The organism is Mesorhizobium sp. USDA 4413 (assembly GCF_056280365.1).
Window position 1 is genome coordinate 1,909,590 of sequence record NZ_JBVPRP010000001.1, and the last position, 17,805, is coordinate 1,927,394.

At 65.0% G+C, this 17,805-nt stretch carries 17 protein-coding genes; 12 read left to right on the top strand and 5 right to left on the bottom strand.

Annotation, left to right across the window (positions count from 1 at the left end; genetic code table 11):
• Positions 1-181 precede the first annotated feature (181 nt).
• From ACVMIM_RS09320 to ACVMIM_RS09365, 10 genes are all read left to right on the top strand, one after another.
• Positions 182-1,342, top strand: coding sequence for a substrate-binding domain-containing protein (locus tag ACVMIM_RS09320; protein ID WP_476111703.1), 1,161 nt, complete (start codon positions 182-184; stop codon positions 1,340-1,342).
• A gap of 75 nt (positions 1,343-1,417) precedes the next feature.
• Positions 1,418-2,956, top strand: a complete 1,539-nt coding sequence (locus tag ACVMIM_RS09325; protein WP_476111704.1) for a sugar ABC transporter ATP-binding protein — start codon at positions 1,418-1,420, stop codon at positions 2,954-2,956.
• Complete coding sequence (locus ACVMIM_RS09330) at positions 2,953-3,906, top strand: ABC transporter permease (RefSeq protein WP_476111705.1); 954 nt, start codon at positions 2,953-2,955, stop codon at positions 3,904-3,906. The genes ACVMIM_RS09325 and ACVMIM_RS09330 overlap by 4 nt, the downstream gene beginning before the upstream one ends.
• Positions 3,906-4,874 carry an ABC transporter permease gene (locus tag ACVMIM_RS09335; RefSeq protein WP_476111706.1) on the top strand — a complete coding sequence of 323 codons (969 nt, stop codon included), beginning with the start codon at positions 3,906-3,908 and terminating at the stop codon, positions 4,872-4,874. Before ACVMIM_RS09330 ends, ACVMIM_RS09335 begins: the two co-directional genes overlap by 1 nt.
• Before the next feature lie 31 nt (positions 4,875-4,905).
• A complete protein-coding gene (locus ACVMIM_RS09340; protein WP_476111707.1) occupies positions 4,906-6,579 on the top strand; it encodes a GMC family oxidoreductase in 1,674 nt (557 codons plus the stop codon).
• Between the two features lies 1 nt (position 6,580).
• Complete coding sequence (locus tag ACVMIM_RS09345; protein WP_040999575.1) at positions 6,581-6,988, top strand: hypothetical protein; 408 nt, start codon at positions 6,581-6,583, stop codon at positions 6,986-6,988.
• 29 nt (positions 6,989-7,017) lie between these two features.
• A complete protein-coding gene (locus ACVMIM_RS09350) occupies positions 7,018-7,395 on the top strand; it encodes a carboxymuconolactone decarboxylase family protein (protein ID WP_476111708.1) in 378 nt (125 codons plus the stop codon).
• A complete protein-coding gene (locus tag ACVMIM_RS09355) occupies positions 7,392-8,891 on the top strand; it encodes an aldehyde dehydrogenase (protein ID WP_476111709.1) in 1,500 nt (499 codons plus the stop codon). Before ACVMIM_RS09350 ends, ACVMIM_RS09355 begins: the two co-directional genes overlap by 4 nt.
• A gap of 77 nt (positions 8,892-8,968) precedes the next feature.
• Positions 8,969-9,883, top strand: coding sequence for an SMP-30/gluconolactonase/LRE family protein (locus tag ACVMIM_RS09360; RefSeq protein ID WP_476111710.1), 915 nt, complete (start codon positions 8,969-8,971; stop codon positions 9,881-9,883).
• A gap of 53 nt (positions 9,884-9,936) precedes the next feature.
• A complete protein-coding gene (locus ACVMIM_RS09365; RefSeq protein WP_040999580.1) occupies positions 9,937-10,866 on the top strand; it encodes a LysR family transcriptional regulator in 930 nt (309 codons plus the stop codon).
• A 21-nt stretch (positions 10,867-10,887) separates the two neighbouring features.
• On the opposite strand, the gene ACVMIM_RS09370 is transcribed toward ACVMIM_RS09365, so the two are convergent.
• The 5 genes from ACVMIM_RS09370 to ACVMIM_RS09390 form a co-directional block, all read right to left on the bottom strand.
• Positions 10,888-12,261 (bottom strand): MmgE/PrpD family protein, encoded by a 1,374-nt coding sequence (locus ACVMIM_RS09370; RefSeq protein ID WP_476111711.1) that lies wholly within the window; start codon positions 12,259-12,261, stop codon positions 10,888-10,890.
• 20 nt (positions 12,262-12,281) lie between these two features.
• Positions 12,282-13,247, bottom strand: coding sequence for an NAD(P)-dependent oxidoreductase (locus ACVMIM_RS09375; protein WP_476111712.1), 966 nt, complete (start codon positions 13,245-13,247; stop codon positions 12,282-12,284).
• Positions 13,248-13,262: 15 nt separating this feature from the next.
• Entirely contained in the window at positions 13,263-14,063 is an 801-nt protein-coding gene (locus ACVMIM_RS09380; RefSeq protein WP_476111713.1) for an N-acyl homoserine lactonase family protein, read from the bottom strand.
• Positions 14,064-14,121: 58 nt separating this feature from the next.
• Positions 14,122-14,949: an SDR family NAD(P)-dependent oxidoreductase gene (locus ACVMIM_RS09385; RefSeq protein WP_476111714.1), complete on the bottom strand. Its 828-nt coding sequence runs from the start codon at positions 14,947-14,949 to the stop codon at positions 14,122-14,124.
• A 172-nt stretch (positions 14,950-15,121) separates the two neighbouring features.
• Entirely contained in the window at positions 15,122-16,111 is a 990-nt protein-coding gene (locus ACVMIM_RS09390; RefSeq protein ID WP_476111715.1) for a LacI family DNA-binding transcriptional regulator, read from the bottom strand.
• 209 nt (positions 16,112-16,320) lie between these two features.
• Between ACVMIM_RS09390 and ACVMIM_RS09395 the strand changes: the two genes are divergently transcribed.
• Both ACVMIM_RS09395 and ACVMIM_RS09400 read left to right on the top strand, forming a co-directional pair.
• Entirely contained in the window at positions 16,321-16,863 is a 543-nt protein-coding gene (locus ACVMIM_RS09395; protein ID WP_040999586.1) for a hypothetical protein, read from the top strand.
• A gap of 58 nt (positions 16,864-16,921) precedes the next feature.
• On the top strand, positions 16,922-17,800 hold the full coding sequence (locus ACVMIM_RS09400; RefSeq protein ID WP_476111716.1) for an N-acyl homoserine lactonase family protein: 879 nt from the start codon (positions 16,922-16,924) through the stop codon (positions 17,798-17,800).
• Positions 17,801-17,805 lie beyond the last annotated feature (5 nt).

Consider the following 17,805-nt stretch of genomic DNA (forward strand, 5'->3'; position numbering starts at 1 on the left):
GGAGGCTTGGGCAAACGGTTGTCGCCGGGCGCTTTGTATTTTTCCATATAATTTGCGAAATATACTATAAATTATCCAGTTTTTACTTGGGGTAGGAATAATCGGCATCCGAAAAGGTGCCCAGGAGGAGGAAAATATGACTATAAAGAGCATCTTGGACCATAAGATATCTCGAGCGAGCTTGATCCGCAAAGCGCCTGCCGCTATGGCGGCCGCCGGCGCGGTCTCGGCCCTGGGGCTCGGCGCGACTGTCCCCGCCGCGGCGGAGGAAACCAAGCCGGGCTATTACGGCGTGCCGAGGACCTGGATCTGGAATCCGAACGCCAATTCGATGGTCGACACCTCGAAGTGGAAGAAGGAAGGGCCTTATACGATCGGCTTCTCCAACGCCTCGATATCGAATGCTTGGCGGGTGGCCTTCCAGCACGGCGTGTTCTGGGCCGCCGGCCAGCATCGCAACGAGATCGCGCATCTTCTGGCGACCGATGCCAATGACGATCCCTCGAAGCAGATCGCCGACATCCAGGACCTGATCAGCCAGGGCGTCGACGTGCTGTTGATCGCCGCCGCCACGGAGGACGCGCTGGACTCCGTCGTCGGCCGCGCCATGGAGCAGGGCATTCCCGTCATCATGGTCGACCGCAAGGTGAAGACGGCAAGCAACTACATCACCTACATCACCGCCTCGGACTGGGCGCTCGGCCGCCTCGAAGCCCTGTGGTTGTGCGAGACGCTCGGCGGAAAGGGCAATATCGTCATGCTGCCCGGCATCGCCGGCTCGAGCGTCGCCGAAATCCGCATCAAGGCGAATGAAGAGGTGTTCGGCAAATTCCCCGGCATCAAGGTGCTGGAGAAGCAGTATTGCGACTGGAACCCCGCGACCGGCAAATCGGTGATGGCGGCGCTCATCCAGAAGCACGGCAAGGAAATCAACGGCGTGCTGGCCGACAGCGCTCTGCAGGGCTCCGGCGCCATCCAGGCCTTCCTCGCGGCGGGCTACAAGGACCGTGAAATTCCGCCGATGACCGGTGGCGACATCGCCTTGATGTATCAACTGGCCTCCCAGCACAATATCAAGATGGTCGGCATCGACTATCCGACCTCGATGGGCATCACCGGCATCGAAACCGTGCTTGACGTCATGAAGGGCATCCCGGTTCCCGAAAAGGTCGAGGTCAGCTTCAACGTGGTGACCTCGCCGGGAGCCGACACGGTTTCGGTCAAGGGCGACCGCCACCTTCTCGACCATGTCAGCATGAGCGACCCGGGCGACCTGTCGCCGAGCAACGGCTTGCCGGCCGGATACAATCCGAGCACGTTCAAGCCCGATTATCCGAAGTAAGCCTCCCAGCCTGACAGGGTGTGCGCTCCTTCGGGCGCACACCCTGGCGTAACCGGAATTTCGAGCATCGGATAAATGGTCACTCCCGTCATCGAGCTCAGTCGCATCGAGAAGGAGTATCCGGGCGTAAAACCCCTGGACAGGGTGGATTTTGCCGTTCGTCCTAGCGAGATCCATGCTCTTCTCGGCGAAAACGGGGCGGGAAAATCCACCCTCATTCGGGTCATGGGTGGCGCCATCAGGCCGAATGGCGGCAGCATGACGTATCTGGGCAAGCCTGTTTCCTGGCAGTCGCCCAAGCAGGCGCGTGCGGCGGGCATTCACGTCATCCATCAGGAACTTGCTCTTTTCCCGCAGCTTTCAGTCGCTGAGAACATCCTGGTCGACGCGCAGCCGCGCAACGGCCTGGGGCTGATCTCCGGCCGCGCCCGCCACGCGCGGGCAGCCGAGATCTTGTCGCAGCTCGGCGTGAAGATCTCGACCCATGCCAAGATCGATGAACTGCCGCTTGCCGACCAGCAGATGGTCGAGATCGCCAAGGCGCTGGTCGGCGAGGTGAGGCTGCTCGTGCTCGACGAGCCGACGGCGGTGATCTCCGGCCACGAGGTCGATCTCCTGTTCGACAACATGCGGCGTCTCAAGCGCGAAGGCGTCGGCATCGTCTATGTCTCGCATCGGCTGGAAGAGATATTCGAGATCGCCGACCGCGTGACGATCCTGAAGGACGGGCAGGTGGCGGGCAACGGTCCGGTCGGCGATCTGACGCGCGACGAGATGATCACCAAGATGGTCGGACGCCGCCTTGAGCAGATCTATCCGCCGCGCCGCAAGGCGCCGGCCAGCGGGCCGGACATCCTGAAGGTGAGCAACCTTCGGGCCGGCCACCGCGTGCGCGATGTCAGCCTCTCGGTCAGGCCGGGAGAGGTCGTCGGCATCGCCGGCATGGTCGGCTCGGGCCGCACCGAAGTGGCCGAGGTGATCTTCGGCACGCGCGATCTCGATGGTGGCACGATCGAGTTCGAAGGCAGGCCGTTCGATCGACGCATGCCACGCGAGGCGATCCGCAACGGCCTCGGCTTCCTGACCGAGAATCGCAAGGACGAGGGGCTGTTCCTCGGCCTGCCGATCTCGGCGAATGTCATTGCGCCCGATCTGGCGGGCGTCACCAGGCGAGGGCTGATCGACCGGCGCGGTGAGCGCGAAATCGCGCTCGACCAAATACGCAACTTCGCCGTGGCCGCGCTTTCGCCGGAGGTCAAAGTCGGCAATCTTTCCGGCGGCAACCAGCAGAAGGTGCTCTTCGGCCGCTGGTCGCGTATCGCCCGCAAGCTGCTCATTCTCGACGAGCCGACGCGCGGCGTCGACATCGGCGCCAAGGTCGAAATCTATCGCATCGTGCGCAACCTCGCGGAGCAGGGTGTGGGCATTCTGATGATCAGCTCCGAACTGCCGGAGATCATCGGCCTGTCGGACCGCATCTTTGTCATGTCGCAAGGCCATGTCGCGGGCGAGATCGACGGCGCCTCCGCCACCGAAGAGGCGATCATGGATCTCGCGGTGCGCTCGGTCGATCGGCGCGAGAGCAAGGCGGCGCGGCTGGAGCAGGTCGCATGAGCGCCGTCGTCGCCGAATTCCGCCGCAACCGGCTTTCGCTCTCCTATGTGATCGTGGTGGCGTTGCTCATCCTGCTCGTCGTGGCCGGCGGTTTCCTGTCCGACCGCTTTCTCACCTGGCGCAATTTCGGCAACCTGTTCCAGCAGCTCGTCGTGCTGGGCATGGTCAGCCTCGGCCAGACATTCGTGGTGCTCCTAGGCGGCATCGACCTTGCGGTCGGCTCGCTGGTCAGCGCATCGACGGTCTTCATCGCACATTTCCTCGAATGGCGGCCGGACCTGCTCTGGCTGGCTCTGCCGCTCGCCTTGATCGCCGCGACGGCGATCGGCGCGCTCAACGGCCTGCTCACCATCGTGCTGCGCGTCCATCCGCTGATCGTCACGCTCGGCATGTCGTCGATCATCTTCGGCGGCACGCTGATGTACAACAAGGAACCAGGCGGATCGGTCCCGCGGGGCCTGGCCGACTTCTCCTATGCAAAGCTGTGGGGCATCCCGGTGACCGCGATCGTCCTCGTCGCGATCTTCGCCCTTGCCGGCCTCTGGCTCCAGCGCTCGCGCTCGGGCCGCAGCATCTATTTCGTCGGCGGCGACCGCGAGGCGGCGCGGTTGAACGGCCTGCCGGTGAACCGTATCGTGGTCATGGCCTATGCGCTCTCCGGCCTGTGCGCCGGGCTTGCGGCGATCTTCCTGACCGCCCGCACCGGTGTCGGCGACCCGCGCATCGGCACCGCCTTGACGCTGCAGTCGATCACGCCGGTGGTGGTCGGCGGCACGGTTCTCGCCGGCGGGCGCGGCGGCGTCCTCGGCACGCTGCTCGGCGTGCTCCTGGTGACGATGCTCAACAATTTGCTGAATTTCCTCAACGTGTCTTCCTATTACCAGTGGGTGATCCAGGGCCTGATCATCATCATCGCCGTCAGCATCCACACCACGAAGCGGAGGCAGTGATGGCGCCTCTGGAGACACCTCTGCCCCGCTCCCGAGGCGTATCCGTCGCCTCGGTTTTCGAGCGCTATGGATTGATCGTCTTCCTCGTCGCGCTGCTGCTGGTCGCGGCCGCGCTCTCGCCGACCTTCCTGCGGCCGGCCAACCTGGTCAACGTGCTCACCATCGCGGCTCCGCTCGGCATGGTGGTCGTCGGCCAGACCTTCGTCATCCTGGTGCGGGGGCTCGACCTGTCGGTGGCTTCGCTGATGGCGACGGTGGCCGTGCTTGCGACCGCCTTCAAGGCAACGACCAACGATGCGATCCCGATGATCTTCGTGTCTGCGATCGCCTTCTCAGCCGTCGTCGGCCTGGTCAACGGCTGGCTGGTCGCCAAGCGCAACGTCAGTCCGTTCCTTGCCACGTTGGCCATGATGATCATCCTGCAGGGCATCCGCTTTGCCTATACGGGCGGGGCGCCGATCAGCACGCTTCCGCCGGGCATGGGCTTCCTGGCGTCGGGCCGCATCCTCGGCATCCCGGTCAACCTGATCACCTTGGCGCTGCTGGCGATTGTCTTCGGCACAGTGCTCCACCGCTCGCGTGTCGGGCGCGAGATATTCATGGTGGGCAGCAATCCCAAGGCGGCCTTCCTCAACGGTGTCGCGCCCGATCGCGTCATCATCTTCTGCTACGTCATCTGCTCCGTCTGCGCCGGCATAGGCGGCCTGTTCCTGCTTGGCTATGTCGGGACGGTCTCCAACTGGGTCGGCCAGGGCTATGAGCTCGACTCGATCGTCGCGGCGGTCATGGGCGGCGTGGCGCTCACCGGCGGACGCGGCAACGTCTTTGCCGCGCTGCTCGGCGTCGCGGTGCTGGTCGTCATCAACAACCTGGTGCTTTTGCTGGGCTTCCCGATCGAGATGCAGCTCATCATCAAGGGCATCATCATCATAGGCGCCGCTGCCTTCTACCGCACGCGGCTCGCATGAGCCAGCCGCCAGCCATCGAGGGAGGTATCAAATGAATGTCGAGAGCCTGAGCGAACGCGGTGCCCGCGCGCGGCGCGACGAGGAAGTGGATGTCGCCATCGTCGGCGCCGGGCCTTCCGGTTCGGTCGCCGCGCTTCATCTCGCGCGGGCCGGCTTTTCGGTGGTCGTGCTGGAGCAGGGGGAGTGGCCCGAATACAACGACTACACGGGCGCGCGGCCGGAGCACGAGCTGGTCAGCACCAAGCTCTGGCACCCCAATCCCAATGTGCGCGACAACCCGAACGACTATCCGGTCGACACTTCGACCACCGATATCAATCCGCTGATGTTCGCCGGCGTCGGCGGCAGCGCCACGCTCTATGGCGCGCAGTGGATGCATTTCCTGCCCTCCGACTTCCGTGTCCGTTCGCTCGACGGCGTCGCCGAGGACTGGCCGTTTTCCTACGAGGACCTGCTGCCCTACCAGCTCGAGATCGAGCGCGAGGTCGGCGTGTCCGGCCTTGCCGGCGATCCGGCCTTTCCGCCGCGCGGACCCTATCCGTTTCCCGCGCTGCCGATCGGTTCCGTGGGTCTGCGCGGCGCGCTCGGCATGGAGCGCATGGGCTGGCACTGGTGGCCGGGGAGCAACGCGATACCCTCCGAGAAATTCGGCGAGTTGAACGCCTGTGTGCGGCGCGGCACCTGTCTCACCGGCTGCCCCGAGGGCGCGAAGTCGACCACCGACCGCTCGCACTGGCCGCTTGCCTTGAAGGCCGGCGCCCGGCTCGTTACCCGCGCGCGCGTCAAGGAGGTCGAGACGAACGAGCAGGGGCTTGCCACCGGCGTCGTCTATGTCGACGCCAATGGCCGCGACCGGCGCCAGCGGGCCAAGGTCGTCATCCTCTGCGCCAACGGCGTCGGCACGCCGCGGCTGCTCTTGATGTCGGGTGGAGCGAAGCATCCGGACGGGCTGGCCAACTCGTCCGGCATGGTCGGCAAGCGGCTGATGATGCATCCCTTCGCCAGCATCCTTGCCTCCTACGAGGACCCGTTGGACTCCTGGCGCGGCCCATTCGGTCAGCAGGTCTATTCGCTCGAATTCTACGAAACCGACGAGCGGCGCGGCTTCGTGCGCGGATCGAAATGGAACTGCATGCCATCGGGCGGCCCGGTCGGCGTGTCGGGCGCCATCGGCTCCAAGGTCTATGTCGCCGAAGAAGGCCGTTTCCAGGACTTCTGGGGCGCCAACCTGCATGAGAACGTCGCCCGCCGCTTCGGCCATTCGCTGATCTGGGGCATCGTCGGCGAGGACCTGCCGGAAGAGAACAACCAGGTGGTGCTGTCCAAGGACCTCGTCGATTTCGACGGCCTGCCGGCGCCGCAGATCGTCTACAAGGTCAACGAGAACTCAAACCGCCTGCTTCAGTTCAACATCGATCGCTGCCTGGAATCGGTACATGCCGCAGGCGCGATCGAGACGCTCGTTTCCACCCCGGTGCGCGAATCCGGCTGGCACCTGATCGGCACGACCGTGATGGGCGACGACCCCAAGCGCTCGGTCGTCGACCAGTGGGGCGCCAGCCATGACGTGCCCAACCTCTACATCATGGACGCCTCGACCTTCCCGACCTCGGGGGCGACCAATCCGACCGCGACGATCATGGCGGTGGCGCTTCGCAACACGCGTCGCATGATTGCCGAACGGCGCAACCAGAAGGTCGCCTGAGATGAGCCAAGACAAGACTTTCCTCGCCCTTGCCGATTTCCTCATTCCGGCCCATGGCGAAATGCCGGCGTTCGGTTCGGTCTGCAGCTTCGCAGACGCCCAGAAGGCGCTCGATTTTCGCGTTGACCTCAAGGAAGGGTTCGATCGCGGGCTCGACGCCGATCCGGCATTGAGCGCGGAAGCGCATCTCGAAAAGCTCAACAAGGAAGACGGCGCCGCCTTCTCGGCCGTCACCACGATTGCCATCTGCACTTATTACATGAACCCGCGCGTGCGCGAGTTGCTCGGCTATCCCGGCCAGGAAAGCGTGCAGTACGATTCCAAGGCCACCCAGATCTACCTCACCGACGGCTCGCTCGGCCACGTGCTGGCGCGCGGTCGCAAATACCGGCCGACACCCGGCCTCTGATCCCCTCCCAAGCAGAAAGGAATAATCCGATGGGTAAGGACATGTTCGACAAGGGCTTCGAGATCCGCAAGGCGGTACTCGGCGCCGAATTCGTGGAGAAATCCTTCGCCAGCGCCGACGATTTCAACCGTCCTATGCAGGAGCTGGTGACCGAATATTGCTGGGGCGCCGTATGGGGTCGCGAAACGCTCGACCGCAAGACGCGCAGCATGCTGAACCTTGCGATGCTCGCTTCGCTCAACCGGCCGCACGAATTGAACATGCACGTCAAGGGCGCGATCCGCAACGGCGTCACCAAGGACGAGATCCGCGAGGTGCTGCTGCAGGTCGCGATCTATGCCGGCGTGCCGGCCGGCGTCGACGCCTTCCGCAATGCCCGCGAGGCCCTGCAGGAAATCGGCGCATGATCCAGCGTCCGCCGCTCGCCGAGGACAAGCTTGCCATGCTGATCGGCGGCCGCTGGGTCGCCGCGGCATCGGGCGAGTATTTCGAGTCCTTCGATCCCTTCACCGGCAAGGCCTGGGCGCTTGTTCCGCGCGCGGGCGTCGCCGATGTCGATGCGGCCGTCGAGTCCGCCTCACAAGCCTTCCGGGGGGAATGGCGGTCGATGACGGCGAGCGCGCGCGGCCAGATCATGGCGCGCTTTGCCGACCTCGTCGCAGAGGAGGCTGAGAACCTCGCCGTCCTCGAGACGCGCGACAACGGCAAGCTCATCAACGAAATGCGGATGCAGTGCAAATACATCCCGCAATGGTTCCGCTTCTTCGGCGGGCTGGCCGACAAGATCGAGGGGCGTGTCATCCCGATCGATAAGCCCGGCGTCTTCAACTACACCAAGCTCGAGCCTCTGGGTGTCGTGGCGGCGATCACGCCATGGAACTCGCCGCTGATGCTGGCGACCTGGAAGCTGGCGCCGGCGCTGGCCGCCGGCAACACGGTGGTATGGAAGCCTTCGGAATTCTCGTCGGTCTCGGCGCTCTTCTTCGGCAGGCTATTCGAGAAGGCGGGCTTCCCGAAAGGCGTCGTCAACATCGTCACCGGCTTCGGCCATGAGATCGGCGACCGCATGGTCACGCATCCGAGGGTGGCGAAAGTCGCCTTCACTGGCGGCGATGCCACGGGTCGCCGCGTCTACCAGGCCGCGGCCGGCGGGCTGAAGAAGGTGACGCTGGAGCTTGGCGGCAAATCGGCGAACATCGTCTTCGCCGACGCCAAGCTGGAGGCGGCGATCCCCGGACTGGTCTCGGGCATCTTCGCGGCGACCGGCCAGACCTGCATCGCCGGCTCGCGCGCGCTGGTGCAGCGCTCCGTCTACGACCAGGTGGTCGAAAAGCTGGTGGCGTTCGCGAAGACCGCCAGGATCGGCGATCCGCTCGATCCGGACACGCAGGTCGGTCCGATCACGACGCTGCCGCAGCGCAAGAAGGTCCTCGACTATATCGGCATCGCCCGGGACGAAGGCGCCCTCCAGCTTCTCGGCGGCAAGGTGCCCGAAGACAAGGCGATCGCCGATGGCTGGTTCGTCGAGCCGACCATTTTCGGCAATGTCAGCCAGTCGATGCGTATCGCCCAGGAAGAGGTGTTCGGTCCGGTTCTCTCGATCATTCCGTTCGAGGACGAGGACGAAGCCGTGGCCATCGCCAATGATAGCATCTATGGCCTCGCCGCCGGATTGTGGACCCAGGACATCGGCCGCGGCATCCGGCTGCCGGACCGGCTGGAGGCGGGCATCGTCTGGGTCAACATGTACCGCGCGACGAGCTACCTGTCGCCCTTTGGCGGTTACAAGCAGTCGGGCTTCGGCCGGGAAAACGGCCGCACCGCCATCTACGAATATCTCCAGGAAAAGAGCGTCTGGATCGACGCCGGGAACTCCATTCCGGCTCCGTTCGTCCAGCGCTGAAGATCGGCGGGTCGGACGGTCCACTATCCGACCCGCCGATCCAGACCATTGCCATCCGCCCACAAGCGAGACAGCCGATGTCCTGCTACGAGATCATCGATCCGCGCTTCGGCGACCTTATCGATCCGGTCGCTTTCCTCGAAACGCTGCACACCGGCAACCGCTGGGCGGAGGGGCCGGTCTATTTCGCCGACCTGCGCACGCTGGTGTGGAGCGACATCCCCAACGACCGCATGCTGCGCTGGGACGAGGAGACCGGCGCGGTTTCGCTGTTTCGCGGCAATGTCGCCAATCCGAACGGCAGCACGCGCGACCGCGAAGGCAGGCTCGTGACCTGCATGCAGGGCGAGCGCCGCGTCGTGCGGACCGAATGGGACGGCTCGGTCACCGTGCTTGCGGATGCCTTCGAGGGAAGGCGGCTCAACTCGCCGAACGACGTGGTGGTCAAGTCGGACGGCAGCGTCTGGTTCACCGATCCGAATTACGGCATCATCTCCGACTATGTCGGGCGCCGGGCCGAGCAGGAGCAGCCCGGCTGCCGCGTCTACCGCATCGATCCGCAATCCGGTCGCGTCACCGTCGTTGCCGACGATTTCTCGATGCCCAACGGTCTGGCCTTCTCGCCTGACGAGAAGACGCTCTACATCGCCGATTCCGGTTATCTGACCGACCGCAGCGCGCCGCATCACGTCAGGTCGTTTGACGTTGCCGGCGACAGGCTGGTAAATTCGCGCGTGTTCGCCGAAATATCGCCGGGCATTCCGGACGGGTTCCGGGTCGATATCGCCGGCAACCTCTGGATCAGCGCCTGGGACGGTGTCCAGTGCCACACGCCGGCCGGTGAATTGATCGGCAAGATCCTGGTGCCGGAAATGGTGGCGAACGTCGCGTTTGGCGGCGCGCGGCACAATCGGCTGTTCATCACGGCGACGACTTCTGTCTATGCCGTGTTCCTGAACGTGCGCGGCCTGAAATATCCGTTTCGCACCTAGGGATCGAAGGCTTCGGGCAGGGCACCGCCCGGCGGCGGGTTGGGTGGGTTGAGTTGGACACGAAGCAGCTACAGGTCTTCATCGCGGTCGGCTCGGCGGGCAGTTTCTCGAAGGCCGCTGTCGATCTCAACGTCACCCAGCCGATGATCACGCGCCATATCCGCGGGCTCGAAGAGGAACTGGGTGTCGAACTGTTCCACCGCAACGGTCGCGGCGTGGTGCTGACCGAAGCCGGCGCGCTGTTGAAATCGCATGCCGACGAGATCGTCGAGCGCATGCGCCTCGCGCAAAACGCCGTGTCCAATCTCAGGGCTTCGCCGCGCGGCCGGCTGGTGCTCGGCGTTCCGCCCTCGGTCGGCACGGTGCTGACGGTGCCGCTGGTCAAGAAGATCAAGAACGAGTTCCCGAATGTCGCCCTGCAGGTCATCGAGGGCTTCAGCGGCCACATCCTGGAATGGCTGATCGCCGGCCGCATCGACGCTGCGGTGCTCTACAACTCGCCCAACCACCCTTCGGTGCTGACCGAGCCGCTCGCCGATGACGAGCTTTTCCTGATCGGTCCGGCGCTGGCCGAACCTCTGCTGCCGCGCGGCCCGGTCGGCCTCAACGTGCTTGCGGAACTGCCGATGATCCTGCCGAGCCGGCCGCATGGCCTGCGCCGGCTGATCGACAACATCGTCGCCGAGCACGGCATCTATCCGCGCATCGAGATGGAGCTGGAAGCGATGCCGTCGACGCTGCTGCTTGTCGAGGAGGGCGGCGGCTACACGGTCCTGCCCTATGCCTCCGTGCATCTGCTCGCCGAAGCCGGCCGGATCGAGGTCTGGCCGTTCGAGCCGCAGATCACGCGCAAGCTGATCCTTGCCACCTCGTCGCAGAAACCGATGTCCTCGACGTTTCGTCCGCTGTTTCGCGCCGTGCGCACGGAACTGAGGGATATCATCTCCACCCATGTCTGGAAGCCGCCGCAGCACAGTCGCTGAGGTCGCTCGGCGGCTTGTCGTTTACGCCTTCGGCCGCGCCAGCGCCATGATCGAACCGGCGTCGCTGACGCCGCGCAGCGCCCACAGCCCGTCGGCAAACGCGCCGGCATCGATCGCCGGGCAGCCATAGCGGGCGAGGGCGGCGAATTTGTCGCGCAGCGCGGCATCCGTCATCGGCCGCGCCGGACTGCCGGTGGCGGCCAGCTCGCTCGTCTCGAAATGCGATCCGTCGCCGCAGCGGACGGAGATGTATGCCGCCTCGACCGGAATGGCTTCGTCCGTTTCGACCGGACGCACCTTGGCGCGCAATGCCTTCACTTCAGGATCGTTCACCGCCGCGTCGCTGAAATCGGCGGCGCCGGCCGTGCCGCGCAACAGGGCGACGGCGACGGCATGCTGCGCGCTGACCTGCGCCTCCCTGCCCGTGGTGACCTCGGGCCTGTCGGCGCGGGCCTTGAGCAGCGGGCAGCCGCGCACCGTGACGTCGCTGACCAGGCCGGCGGAGAAATCCGGTTTCCGATGCAGGTCGAGGCATGCGTCGATAACGGGGTTGAGCACCACGCCGCACGGATATGGCTTGAACATGTTGCGCAGGTTTTCCCAGTCACTGCCCAGTCCCCGCTCGATCAGCTCCGGCTGTGGCGCGTCGCACAAGACCTGCAGGAAACCGCGCGGGCCTTCGAGCGGCATCGGCGGTCCCTCGACGCCGCCTTGGGCCATCAGTGCCGCGAGCAGGCCCCCGCGCGCGGCAGTGCCGACGCCGACGCTTTTGGCCATAAAACCCAGTGTTTCGACGAGGCCGGATGCCTGGGCGGAAGCATTGCCGAAGGCCCAGAGGATTTCCTCCTCGGTCAGATCGAGCAGCTTCGCCGCGGCCGCGGCGGCGCCGAAGATCCCGCAGGTCGAGGTGATGTGCCAACCGCGATTGTAATGGCCCGGCGAGATCGCGTTGCCGATCCGGCAGGTCACCTCCACGCCGAGCACGAAGGCGTGCAGCAGCTCAGTCCCGCTGACCGGCCGGGACTCGGCCAAGGCAAGGACGACGGGCGCCACGGGCGCGGTCGGGTGGATGATCGTGCCTTGATGGGTGTCGTCGAAATCGAACACGTTCATCGAGGCCGCGTTGAGGAAAGCTGCGGTTGGCGCATCGCGCTTGGCCTCATGACCGATCACGGTCGCCGCTTCCCCGGCGGAGAAGGGCGCGAGGCTCGCCGCAAGGCGCAGGATCGCCTGGTCGGATGAGCCGCCAAGCGCGGTCCCGAAACCGTTGAAGAGAGCGCGCAGCGCGTGCTCGTGTACCGGTTCGGGCACGTCGCTCCATTGCGAATTGCGCACGAACGCCGCAAGCCGGCGCGACAGGCCCGGAGCGATCGCCTGAGGGGAATTGGCGCTCATCGGATGCGTTCCGGCCGGCGTCAGGCCTGGGCCTTCTTGCCAGCAACCGTCACGCCGGCCCAGCCTTCGATCGGCTTGATGATTTCGGTCAGGTCCGCATCCGGGCCGAGATCGCTCTTCGCCACGGTCAGCAACTGCCGCACCGCGCCGCCGACGATCATCGGCACGCCCAGCGCATCGCTCTCCTCGAGGCAAAGGCGGATGTCCTTGGCCGACAGCCCGATGGCGAAGCCGAAATCGAAGCCGCGGGTAAGCACGAATTTCGGGATCTTCGTCATTGTCGCGTTGGAACTGCCGCTGCCCGAATTGATGACCTCGAGCATGACGTCCGGATCGAGCCCGGCCTTGGTGCCGAGCACGAGCGCTTCCGACGCGATCGACAACGCCGTCACCGACATCAGGTTGTTGATCACCTTGATCATCTGGCCCATGCCCGGCTCCAGGCCGACATGGACCGGTTTGCCGAGCGTTTCGAGGACCGGGCGGATCGTTTCCATCGTCGCCGCGCCGCAAGCGGCCATCATCGCCAGCGTACCTTTTTCAGCGCCGCCCACGCCGCCGCTCACCGGGCAGTCGGCCAAGGCGATGCCGGCGGCCTCGAGGTCCTTCGCGACGAGGCGCTCCGTCCGTGGACCGGTGGTCGAGAGGTCGATGACGATGCTCGCGCCCTTGGCGGAGGCAAGCCCGTCGGGGCCGAGGCAAACGGCCTGCACGATCTCCGGCGTCGGCAGCGAAAGCAGCACCACGTCGCAGCTCTTCGCCAGCTCGGCGGGCGTCGCGGCCTTGCCGGCGCCCTGAGCAGCCAATGCCCCGACGGCGGCGGCATTGGTGTCATAGACGCTCAGATGGTAGCCGGCCGCCATCAGGCGCTTCGCCATCGGCGTTCCCATCCTGCCGGCGCCAGCCAGGCCAAGCTTGAGATCAGTCATTGTCGTCTCCATGCGATTGTGACGAACGCCCCGAGGCTTTCGACCGTCCGGGGGCATTGATCAAGAAGGCGCTCACGGCGCTCCGGGGATCGGGTCGAGGTCGAGACGCACGATGTCGTCCACGCCCGCCAGGGCGGCGGGATAGCGGGCGAGCACCAGCGGATCGTGGCCCGGGATGATGTGGTTCGGCGAGCTGGCGAGCTTGCGCATAGTGGCGTAGCCGTCCAGCATGTCGGTTGCGCTCTCCAGCACCGGGAAAGGCCGGTTCTGCTCGAAGTTGGCATAGAAATGCGAGGCGTCGGAGCCGAGCACGACAAAGCCGCGCTGCGTCTTCACCCGTATCACCTGCAGGCCTTTCGAGTGGCCGCCGATGCGATGAACGGTGAGGTTCGGAGCGACTTCGGAGACGCCGTCATGGAAAGTCACGCGCCCGGCGTAGAGCTTGCCGATCATGCTGGCCACGTCCTCATAGTCGAACGGATGCCGGAGATAGCTGTGGCACATGCAGCGTCCCGTGCAGTAGGCCATCTCCACGTCCTGGACATGGTAGCGGGCCTTCGGGAACAGCTCGTGGTTGCCGGCATGGTCAAAATGCATGTGCGAGATGATGACGTCCTCGACCTTGTCCGGGTCGATGCCGATCATCTTCAGTCCCTCGCCGACCGGGCGCAGCAGATTGCGCTGGCGCCGGTCCGCGACTTTTGCGTCGAAGCCGGTGTCGAACACGAAGGTGCGCGACTTGCCCACGATCGCCCAGACGAAATAGTCGAGCGGCATCGGGCCGTCATGCGGATCGCCGCCGATGAAATTCGCCGCCGCGTTGCGGTCGTGGTGGCCGTAACGGATGGCGTAGACTTCGTAGAGGTCGTCCATGGATAGCTCCCTTCAGCGCCGTGCCCGCGCGAGCATGTCGGTTGGTTTCAGCGCCGGCTCAACTTGCCAGCCAGCCCGCTTCGACCGGCAGCACGGACCCGGTCATGTCGCGGGCGATCGGGCCGCACAGGAAGACCAGCAGGTCCGAGATGCTCCCGGCAGAGACGAAATTGCCGCCCGGCTGCTTGCCTTCGAGGAAGAGCCGCTCGGCCGCCGTCCGATCGATGCCGCGTTCCGCCATCAGCCTCGCCACCCGTTCTTCCGTGCCCGGCGTCAGCACCGAACCCGGGCAGAGGCTGTGACAGGTCACGTCCCGGTCCAGGTTCTCCAGCGCTACGGCGCGGGTCAAGCCGAGGATAGCAGACTTCGTCGTCACATAGCCGACGCGGTCGGTCGTTCCGCGCATGCCATAGACCGAGGTGATGTTGAAGATCCGGCCGAAATTCCGGTTGCGCATGTTGGGGAGCAGAAGCCGGATGGCGTGGAACGCGGCGGAGAGGTTGACCGCCAGCGCAAGGTCCCACTGCTCGGCCGGAAAATCCATAACCGGCGCGAAGTGCCGGACGACCGCATTGTTGACGAGGATGTCGATCGGGCCAAGCACCGACATCGCGGCATTGATCAGTCCTTCGACCCCCGACCGCGTCGAGAGATCGGCCTTGTGGTAGGCGACACGGGCGCCCGTCTTACGGGCGAGCTCATCGCGTTGCGCCTCGATCTGCTCGGCGTCTTCCAGCCCGTGCAGCATGACGCCGCATCCGGCCTTGGCAAGCCTTGCCGCCATCGCCTGCCCGAGACCGGCGGTGGAGCCCGTGATCAAGGCGGTGCATTCGTTGAGCGGCTTCGCCCAGGTGGAGGGCGCCGCCCCCTCGGCTTCCTTCGACAAGCTCAAATCCTGTTCCGCCACTCTGCGAGCATTGCCAAGCCCCCTCGTTCCTACCGACAGCCCGCCAGGCCGTGACCGCCTTGCAGGTCTCGACTTTATATTGGTACCGGTAACAAAATGCAATCGCAGAAAAGCGGGGGAGCGGTGTCGCAGTTCCGGTCCCAGGGGCGGGTCAGGTGCTCTCGCGCTGGATGACTTCGAACTTGAGGTCGACGACGCTGCCGCGCAGGTGATCGGCGCCGTCGATGATGCGGCTCAAAAGGATCCGCGCCGTCCGCTCGCCAATATCGTAGCGCGGCAGCCGCAAGGTTGTGATGGAGGGGCTGACATGCCGCAACAGGTCGACATCGTCGAAGCTGGCGAGCGCGATGCGGCCGGGCACCGACCAGTTGCGGCGCTGGCACTCGAACAGCGCGCCGGCGGCCAGAACTTCGCCGGCGCAGAAAAGCGCGTCGACCTCCGGCACGCTCTGCATCACCCGCGCCACCACTTCGGCGCCGGCGGCAAGACCGCGCCCGGTTTCCAGCACCATGCGCGGGTCGGGATCGTGTCCCAATTGCTTGAGCGCAGCCAAATATCCCTTGAGGCGGTCCTGGGAGCGGTCATTGTGCACGGAATAGAGACTGGCGAAGGCGATCTTGCGGTAACCGAGCCTGCCGAGATGCATGGTCATCGCGTAAGAAGCATCGCGATTTGAATAGCTTACGACCATGTCGAGCGGTTCTTTGGGGATGTTTCCGTTCTCGACGACCGGAATGCCGGACTTGCGGATCTTCTCGATCGCCTGGGGCGTATGCTCCGTGCTGTGGAGCACGAGGCCGCCGACCCGATGGCTGAGGAAGACGGTGATGAGCTCCTCTTCCTCATTGGGATCATAGCCCGATTCCGCGATCATCAGCTGGAAGCCGGAGCGCTTCAGCACCTCCGACAGGCCCTTGACCGTCTGCGTGTAGATCGAATTGTCGATGCTGGGCACGATGAGCCCGATGGTCGTCGAGCGGTTCGAGGACAGGCTGCCCGCCAGGTGGTTCGGCAGATAGCCGATCTCGCGAACCGCCGTCAGCACGCGTTCGCGCATCTCCTCGGATACTTTGCCGGGCTCGTTCAGGACCCGCGAGACGGTCATGGTGGAGACCCCGGCGCGAACCGCGACGTCGCGCATTCGGGCGCTTCCGTTGCGCCTTTCTGGATTGTCGGATGATCGCCTGGGCATGTTTGTTATCGCTTGGTCCGGCCGGTGCGCATCAAATCATTCCCTTGTCGAACAAACAAGCCGTTGGCGGGGGTTGGAGCAATTCTGTTGTTACCGATATCAAAATCGGGTAATGCCCAAGGGAGGAGAGGCCGCGATGCCGGCGTGGAGGATTTGCGATGGGCGTGTATTCCTGCGTCGGCGTGACGGAGCAGTCGCTGCTGCGCTATGCCGACGCCGCGCGTGACGCGCAGCGATTGATCAGCCAGACCCTGACCCAGCTGTCCGGCTATGCGCTGTTCCTGCTGACGTCGCGCCGCCAGGCGGCGCTGGCCGAGGGCGCTCTGGCAGGAGCGAGACAGGCCGTGATGCAGGCGGCCGAAGCCGTTCGCGCCTTGCAGGCGCCGGAGCCGGCCGCGCACCATTATCATCATATGCGCGGCGCCGCCGAGACGCTCATGGAAGCCTGCGCCGCGGCGACGGCTTGCCGCGGGGCGCAGGACAGGTCGGACAAGCGGTTCGACACGCTGACGCGCGCTTTGCGCGCGACGAGCGACCATCTGCGGGCGACGACGCGCCTGCTGCCGGGCTTCGAGCTCGTCGATTTCGGCCAGGCCTGTTGCGCCACACACGCGCCGCGCCTTTCCGGCCAAGGCATCGAGAGCAATTCCAGGAAAAGTGTGAGCGGTTTTCCGTCCGGAATTGCGTCAACAAGGAGATAGAGCGGTTCGCCGTTTCCGTGAAACGGCGAACCGCTCTAGCCTATCAAGGGAGGATTGAATGGCACACTACTCGATCTGGGTGCTCGAATACGCGGCGGTGGAGAAATTCCCCTTCAGCGTCATGATGTACGGACCGCAGCACCAGGGCACGCGCAAGCTTCCCTATGCCTATGCGCTTCTGAAGGGCGGCGGCGAAACCATCCTGATCGATACCGGCTACGACCATGTCGCCTATGGCGAGCAACTGGCCACCGCCTATGGCGTCTCGAACTATCACGGCCCGCGGGCGGTTCTTGCCGAATGCGGCGTGAAGCCGGAGGACGTGACCAGCGTTTTCATCACCCATGCCCATTTCGACCATATGGGCGCCATGCATTTGTTTCCCAACGCCAAATTCTACGTTCAGAAGAGCGAGCTGGACAAATGGGTCTGGGCGCTCACGCTCGGGCCGGAATACCGCTTCCTGGTGGGCGGCGGCGATCCGGCCGATATCGTGCGCGCGGTCGAGGCGGCGAAGGAAGGCCGCATGATCTGCATCGACGGCGACCAGGAGAACGTGCTGCCGGGGATCGACGTGCATCTCGCCGCCGACACCCACACCTATGGCAGCATGTATGTGACCGTGCGCAATGACGGCACCAGCGGCGGCGAGGATCGCTGGATCTTCGCCGGCGACCTTATCTACACCTATGACAACCTGACCGGGCTCGATCCGGCCGCGCCGCAGATCGTGCCCATCGGCCTGGCCGTCGGCAGCCAGCACAATCTGATCTTCTCCAGCGCCGAAATGCTGAAAGCGGTCGGCGGCGAGGTGCGCAGGGTGATCCCGGTACATGAGGACCGGCTGCGCACGACATTCCCGTCTCGGCTGACGGACAGGGGTCTTCAAGTGGTGGAGATCGCCCTCGCCAAGGGCGAGAAGAGCTGCGTCGCCTGAACGGG